Source organism: Streptomyces sp. NPDC046716, assembly GCF_040645755.1.
Classification (GTDB): Bacteria; Actinomycetota; Actinomycetes; order Streptomycetales; family Streptomycetaceae; genus Streptomyces.
On record NZ_JBEYYU010000045.1, the window covers coordinates 70,141 to 76,140 of the forward strand.

At 73.2% G+C, this 6,000-nt stretch carries 5 protein-coding genes and 1 rRNA gene; 5 read left to right on the plus strand and 1 reads right to left on the minus strand.

Annotation, left to right across the window (positions count from 1 at the left end; all coding sequences use genetic code 11):
• Positions 1-83: 83 nt before the first annotated feature.
• Genes ABZ930_RS28940 through ABZ930_RS28960 form a run of 5 tightly spaced genes read left to right on the plus strand, consistent with a single transcriptional unit; the run spans position 84 to position 5,800 of the window.
• Positions 84-1,430 carry a glycerophosphoryl diester phosphodiesterase membrane domain-containing protein gene (locus ABZ930_RS28940; RefSeq protein ID WP_361553883.1) on the plus strand — a complete coding sequence of 449 codons (1,347 nt, stop codon included), beginning with the start codon at positions 84-86 and terminating at the stop codon, positions 1,428-1,430.
• Positions 1,431-1,434: 4 nt separating this feature from the next.
• Entirely contained in the window at positions 1,435-2,124 is a 690-nt protein-coding gene (locus tag ABZ930_RS28945; RefSeq protein ID WP_361553886.1) for a DUF4129 domain-containing protein, read from the plus strand.
• Positions 2,121-3,488: a DUF4350 domain-containing protein gene (locus ABZ930_RS28950; protein ID WP_361553889.1), complete on the plus strand. Its 1,368-nt coding sequence runs from the start codon at positions 2,121-2,123 to the stop codon at positions 3,486-3,488. The genes ABZ930_RS28945 and ABZ930_RS28950 overlap by 4 nt, the downstream gene beginning before the upstream one ends.
• Complete coding sequence (locus ABZ930_RS28955) at positions 3,485-4,477, plus strand: MoxR family ATPase (RefSeq protein WP_361553892.1); 993 nt, start codon at positions 3,485-3,487, stop codon at positions 4,475-4,477. The genes ABZ930_RS28950 and ABZ930_RS28955 overlap by 4 nt, the downstream gene beginning before the upstream one ends.
• A gap of 12 nt (positions 4,478-4,489) precedes the next feature.
• The gene (locus ABZ930_RS28960; RefSeq protein WP_361553895.1) at positions 4,490-5,800 is read left to right on the plus strand and encodes a DUF58 domain-containing protein; all 1,311 of its coding nucleotides are present in this window, start codon (positions 4,490-4,492) and stop codon (positions 5,798-5,800) included.
• A gap of 105 nt (positions 5,801-5,905) precedes the next feature.
• Here the strand turns inward: ABZ930_RS28960 and rrf are convergent.
• Positions 5,906-6,000: ribosomal RNA gene (rrf, locus tag ABZ930_RS28965) — 5S ribosomal RNA — on the minus strand; the annotation flags it as partial.

Here is a 6,000-nt window from a genome sequence, read left to right on the forward strand (position 1 = left end):
CAGGTCACGCCGAACCCACCCCATGGCACGATGGCAGCCAACCTGCCGCCGCGACCGCGGACGGGCACCTTGAAGGAGCGACGATGAACGACACTCCGGGCTGGGCCTCGCCCGGATCTGCCCCCTCCGACGGCCCCGACGACAAGGGCCAGGAGAGCACGGGCCAGAACGGTGACGCCCAGGGCGCCGCTCCACAGGACGCCGCGGGCCAGAGCCCCCAGTGGTCCAAGGAGCAGCCGCCGCCCGCGCAGTGGTCGGCTCCCTCCGGCTCCCCCGGCTCTTCCGGTCCCTCCGGCCCCGGCCAGACCCCGCCACCGCCCCCGCCGGCCCCCGGCCAGGGCTGGGGTCAGGGCCCCGGCGGTCCCGGTCACGGCGGCTGGGGCGCTCCTCCGCAGGGCGGCGGCCCGGCCGGCTGGGGCCCCGGCGTCTGGGGCGGCCCGCCCGCCGCGGCCAAGCCCGGCGTCATCCCGCTGCGCCCGCTGGGCGTCGGGGAGATCCTCGACGGCGCGGTCTCGACGATGCGCACGTACTGGCGCACCGTCCTCGGCATCTCGCTGACCGTCGCCGTGGTCACGGAGCTTCTGGTGGTCCTCCTCCAGGGCTTCTTCCTCAACGACTCGGGGACCACCGCCGCGCTCGACGACCCGGACGCCACGCCCCGCGAGATCCTCAACGCTCTGGGCGGGCTGTTCATCGGCACCGGTGTCGTCCTCGTGGTCACGCTGCTCGGCACGATCATCGCCACGGCCCTGCTCACGACCGTCACCAGCCGCGCGGTCCTCGGCACGTCCGTCACCACCGGCGAGGCCTGGCGCGACGCCCGTCCCCAGGTCCTCCGGCTGCTCGGCCTGACGCTGCTGCTGCCGCTGATCGCCGCCGCGATCGTCTTCGTGGGCACCGTCCCGGGCATCCTGCTCGCGGTCTTCGGCTCCTCCGACGGAGGCGCCGCGCTCGCGATCATCGGCGGAATCGCCGCCTTCGTCGTCGCGATCTGGCTGATGGTCCGCCTGTCGCTGTCCTCGCCCGCGCTGATGCTGGAGAAGCAGAGCGTCCGCAAGGCCATGGGCCGCTCCAGCAAGCTGGTCCGCGGCTCCTGGTGGCGGGTCTTCGGCATTCAGATCCTGGCGACGATCATCACCAACATCGTCTCCTCGATCATCCTGATCCCCTTCACCTTCATCGCCGCGGCGATCAGCGGGGGCGGCGTCGGCCTCCTCGACAGCACCGGCGACTCGGGCTGGGCCTTCCTGATCATCAGCGGCCTCGGCTCGGTGATCGGCTCCACCCTCACCTTCCCGATCACCGCGGGCGTCACGGTGCTGCTCTACATCGACCAGCGCATCCGCCGCGAGGCCCTCGACCTGGAACTCGCCCGCGCCGCGGGCCTTCAGGGCTACGGGACCGCTCCCGGCGCCACCCCGGGGGGCTGATGCGGTGAGCGCGCCCGGGGGAGTGCTCACGGCGGCAGCATGGCTGACGCGCGCCGGCGGCGACGAGCCGCCGGTGACGATCTCGCGCGATCCCGCGCGGGAGGCGGCCGAGCACGAGCTGTCCAAGCCCGCGTACCACCAGAACGATCCGAGCTGGTTCATGCGGGCCCTGAACAAGTTCTGGGAGTGGATCGACAAGCTGCTCTCCGCGGCGTCCGGCGCCACCCCGGGCGGCGCCGTCGGCCTGATCGTGATCGTGCTGGCGATCGTCGCCGTCGCGGCCGCGCTGTGGTGGCGGCTCGGCACCCCGCGCCGCTCCCCCACCTCCACGGCCCGGCTCTTCGACGACCGCCCGCGCAGCGCCGCCGAGCACCGGGCGGCCGCCGAGGCGCACGCCGCCCAGGGCCACTGGAACCAGGCCGTCCAGGAGCGGATGCGGGCCCTCGTCCGCTCCCTCGAGGAACGCGCCCTGCTCGACCCACGCCCCGGCCGCACCGCCGACGAGGCGGCAGGCGAGGCCGCCCGCGCTCTGCCGCAGCACACGGACCGGCTTCGCGCGGCGGCCCGCGACTTCGACGACGTCACATACGGCGGCCGCTCAGCGACCCCGGAGATGTACCGCCGCCTGACCGCCCTGGACACCGAGGCGGAACACACCGCCCCGTCCCTCGCCGCCCCGGGGGCCGCACGGTGACCGACCCCAGCAACCCGAACCACCGCGGCGACGAGACCGGCTCGTCCCCCGCCCCGATCTCCTTCGGCAAGGCGACCGACACCCGACAGCCCGCGGCCACCGAGGCAGCGCAACCGACCGGCGGCCACCGGGGCGCCACGGCCACCCTCACCGCGCCACCGCCTCCGGCCCCCGAGCCGTCCCCCGAGGGCACCTCGGCCACCCCCACGGTCCGCCAGGTCTGGACCCGCACCCGAGGCATCGCCCTCGCCCTGGTCCTCCTCCTGGCAGCCGCCGTGGCCACCGCGGCCGTCCGCTCGGGCGAGAAGCACGGCGAACTCGACCCGCGCTCCGCCGACCCGTACGGCAGCCGCGCCGTCGCCGCACTCCTGGACGAGCGCGGCGTCGACACCCGCGTCGTCACCACGGCGGCCGAGGCCCGCGCCGCGACCGGAGCGGACACCACCCTCCTCGTCGCCGTCCCCGACCTGCTCACGGCCCACCAGCAGAGCCAGATCCAGGCCGCCGGCGCCGAGTCCGGCGGCCGCACGGTGCTCGTCGCCCCCAGCTCCGCGTCGGTCGGCAAACTGGCCCCCGGAGTCAGCGCGGACCCCGGAACGAGCACCGAGACGACCCTCGCCCCCGACTGCTCCCTGCCGGCGGCCCGCACCGCGGGCACGGCCGACACGGGCGGCGAGCGCTACAACACCACGTCGTCCGAAGCCGACTCCTGCTATCCGAGCGACGGCATCCCGACCCTGCTCCGTCTGCCCACGGCCACCGGCGACGGCGACACCGTGATCGTCGGCGCCCCCGACATCCTGCTCAACGACCGCCTCGACGAGCAGGGCAACGCCTCGCTCGCCCTCCAACTCCTCGGTACCCGCCCCCATCTGGTCTGGTACCTCCCCTCCCTCTCCGACGAATCCGCGGCCTCCGGTGAACAGAACGACCGCAGCTTCTTCGACCTGATCCCCAAGGGCTGGCTCTGGGGCACGCTCCAGCTCTTCGTCGCGGCAGCCCTCGCCGCCCTCTGGCGCGCACGCCGTCTGGGCCGACTGGTCCCCGAACGTCTCCCCGTCGCGATCCGCGCCTCCGAGACCACCGAAGGCCGCGCCCGCCTCTACCGCAAGGCGAACGCCCGCGACCGCGCGGCGAACGCCCTGCGTATCTCCACCCGCACCAAGCTCGCCCCCCTCATCGGCATCCCCGTCTCCCAGGCCCACACGCCCGAGACCTTCCTGCCCGCCCTGGCCCGCCAACTCCCCACGCCCGGCCAGGACCTGCACGCTCTCCTCTTCGGTCCGCCCCCCACGACCGACGCGGCACTCATCGCCCTCGCCGACCACCTCGACGCCCTCGAAAGAGAGGTACGGAATTCATGATGGACCCGACCACTGACAACGCCGGGCCCACACCCGATCCCCGCAGCTCACGGGCTTCTCTGGAGGCCCTGCGCGCCGAGATCGCCAAGGCCGTGGTCGGCCAGGACCCCACCGTCACGGGCCTGGTCGTGGCCCTGCTGTGCCGGGGCCACGTCCTCCTCGAAGGCGTCCCCGGCGTGGCCAAGACCCTCCTCGTCCGCTCGCTGGCCGCGTCCCTCGAACTCGACACGAAGCGCGTCCAGTTCACCCCGGACCTGATGCCCAGCGACGTGACGGGCTCCCTGGTCTACGACACCCACACCTCGCGCTTCTCCTTCCAGCCGGGCCCGGCGTTCACGAACCTCCTCCTCGCGGACGAGATCAACCGCACGCCGCCCAAGACCCAGTCCTCCCTCCTGGAGGCCATGGAAGAGCGCCAGATCACGGTGGACGGCACTCCGCGCGCCCTCCCCGACCCGTTCATGGTGATCGCCACCCAGAACCCGGTCGAGTACGAGGGCACGTACCCCCTCCCCGAGGCGCAACTGGACCGCTTCCTCCTCAAGTTGAACGTTCCTCTTCCGACCCGCCAGGACGAGATCGACGTCCTCACCCGGCACGCGTCCGGCTTCGACCCGCGCGACCTCGCCTCGGCCGGCCTCCGCCCGGTGGCCACGGCCGCGGACCTGGAGACGGCCCGCGCCGCGGTGGCCAAGACGTCGATCTCCCCCGAGGTCACCGCGTACGTGGTCGACATCTGCCGGGCCACGCGCGAATCCCCGTCCCTCACCCTCGGCGTCTCCCCCCGTGGAGCGACGGCGCTGCTCTCGACGGCCCGCGCCTGGGCCTGGCTGACCGGCCGCGACTACGTCACCCCCGACGACGTCAAAGCCCTCGCCCTGCCGACGCTCCGCCACCGCGTCCAGCTGCGCCCCGAGGCGGAGATGGAAGGCGTCACCACGGACTCGGTGATCAACGCGATCCTCACCCACGTCCCCGTCCCCCGTTAGAGACCGGACGACATGGCCCTCACCGGACGCACGGCCCTGCTCGCAGCCGTCGGCTCCCTTCCCATCGGGATCTGGGAGCCGAGCTGGACAGGCATCCTGGCCGTCAACGCTCCCCTGGCCCTGGCCTGCGCCTGCGACTTCGCACTGGCCGCCCCCGTACGCAAACTGCGCCTGACCCGCTCGGGCGACACATCCGTACGTCTCGGGGACCCGGCCGACGTCACGCTGACGGTCACCAATCCCGGCCGCCGTCCGCTGCGCGCGCAGATCCGTGACGCCTGGCCGCCCAGCACCTGGCGCAAAGGCATGGAGCACGACGCGTCCCGTCACCGGGTGACGATCCCGCCGGGCGAACGCCGCCGGATCACCACCCATCTGCTGCCCACCCGCAGGGGCGACCGCCGCGCGGACCGCGTCACGGTCCGCTCCTTCGGCCCGCTGGGTCTCTTCACCCGTCAGGGCACGCACGACGTGCCGTGGACGGTCCGCGTCCTGCCGCCGTTCCACAGCCGCAAGCATCTCCCCTCCAAGCTGGCCCGCCTCCGCGAACTCGACGGCCGTACCAGCGTGTTGACCAGGGGCGAGGGCACCGAGTTCGACAGCCTCCGGGAGTACGTCCCCGGGGACGACACCCGTTCCATCGACTGGCGCGCAACGGCCCGTCAGTCCGCTGTCGCCGTACGCACCTGGCGCCCCGAACGCGACCGCCACATCCTGCTGGTCCTGGACACGGGCCGCACGTCCGCCGGCCGGGTCGGCGACGCCCCACGCCTGGACGCGTCGATGGACGCCGCGCTCCTCCTGGGCGCCCTGGCCTCCCGCGCCGGCGACCGCGTCGACCTGCTCGCCTACGACCGCCGCGTCCGCGCCCTGGTCCAGGGCCGCACCGCGGGCGAGGTCCTCCCGGCCCTGGTCAACGCCATGGCCCCACTGGAGCCCGAGCTGATCGAAACGGACGCCCGGGGCCTCACGGCAACGGCCCTCCACACGGCGCCCCGCCGCTCCCTCATCGTTCTTCTTACGTCGCTGGAGGCAGCCCCGGTCGAGGAGGGCCTGCTCCCTGTCCTCGCCCGCCTCACCAAGCGCCACACGGTGGTGGTGGCCTCGGTCGCCGACCCGGCGATCGAAACGATGGCGGCGGCCCGCGGCACCACGGACGCCATCTACGACGCGGCATCAGCGGCCCAGGCCACAGCCGAACGCCACCGCACCGCGGAGAAGCTCACCCGCCACGGCGTCACGGTCGTCGACGCAACACCGTCAGAACTGGCCCCCGCCCTGGCGGACGCCTACCTCTCCCTGAAATCGGCCGGCCGCCTCTGAACCTGATCCACCGACCGCGGCCTCATCGCCAATGGGGCTGCGGAATTCTTGCCCGTAAACGCAGAAAACCCCCGTGCCGATGGCACGGGGGTTTTCTCAAAATTTGTTCGGCGGCGTCCTACTCTCCCACAGGGTCCCCCCTGCAGTACCATCGGCGCTGTAAGGCTTAGCTTCCGGGTTCGGAATGTAACCGGGCGTTT

Bases quoted from the DNA above. Each gene is read 5' to 3' on its own strand.
- ABZ930_RS28955 (WP_361553892.1), top strand. From the start codon at position 3,485: ATGATGGACCCGACCACTGACAACGCCGGGCCCACACCCGATCCCCGC.
- ABZ930_RS28940 (WP_361553883.1), top strand. From the start codon at position 84: ATGAACGACACTCCGGGCTGGGCCTCGCCCGGATCTGCCCCCTCCGAC.
- ABZ930_RS28960 (WP_361553895.1), top strand. From the start codon at position 4,490: ATGGCCCTCACCGGACGCACGGCCCTGCTCGCAGCCGTCGGCTCCCTT.